Here is a 545-nt window from a genome sequence, read left to right as displayed (position 1 = left end):
GGTTGTCCACGGTGGGGGGGAGGGCGGTCTCCTCGAGGAAGCCCTCCTCGAGCAAGGCGCTCTCGGCGGGCGCCTCCGCCGGGGCGGCTTCCTCCGGCGGGGCCTCCTCGTTCACCATCCCCTCGTTCTCGGCGGCGGCGACCTCGACCTCGTCGTGGGGGTCGGGCGCGGGGCGCTCCTCGGGCATGCTAGCCCTCCTCGAAGACCACGATCACGTTGCCGAAGGCCAGCTCGTCGCCGCTGTGCAGCGTGGCGGGCTCCACCAGGCGCGGGGAGTAGGCCGCCTCGCCCGCCCGCTTGACGAACACGCCGTTGGTCGAGCCCAGGTCGCGCACCTTCCAGGCGCCGCCCTCGAAGAACAGCTCGGCGTGGCGGCGGGAGATGTTCTCCGAGCCCTGGATGCCGGTGAGGTCGATCTCCACCGGGCCGGTCGAGGCGTCGAAGCGGCCGACCACCAGCCGGGGGCCCTGCAGGGGGATGACGTCGGAGGTGAGGGCGCCGAAGCGCTTGAGGGTGAGGCGGGCCGGGCGGAAGGCGGCCTACTC

2 protein-coding genes are annotated in these 545 nt (G+C 73.6%); both read right to left on the bottom strand.

Features of this window, described 5'->3' with window-relative positions; translation table 11 throughout:
• Nucleotides 1-187, bottom strand: a 187-nt coding sequence (locus Mterra_RS21665; RefSeq protein WP_218023012.1) for a hypothetical protein, incomplete at its 3' end; no start/stop codon positions are given.
• A 1-nt stretch (nt 188) separates the two neighbouring features.
• Nucleotides 189-455 (bottom strand): FHA domain-containing protein, encoded by a 267-nt coding sequence (locus tag Mterra_RS21660; protein ID WP_218023011.1) that lies wholly within the window; start codon nt 453-455, stop codon nt 189-191.
• Nucleotides 456-545 lie beyond the last annotated feature (90 nt).

This window comes from Calidithermus terrae, assembly GCF_003574345.1.
GTDB lineage: Bacteria > Deinococcota > Deinococci > Deinococcales > Thermaceae > Calidithermus > Calidithermus chliarophilus.
This window is presented reverse-complemented; position numbering and strand designations above follow the sequence as displayed.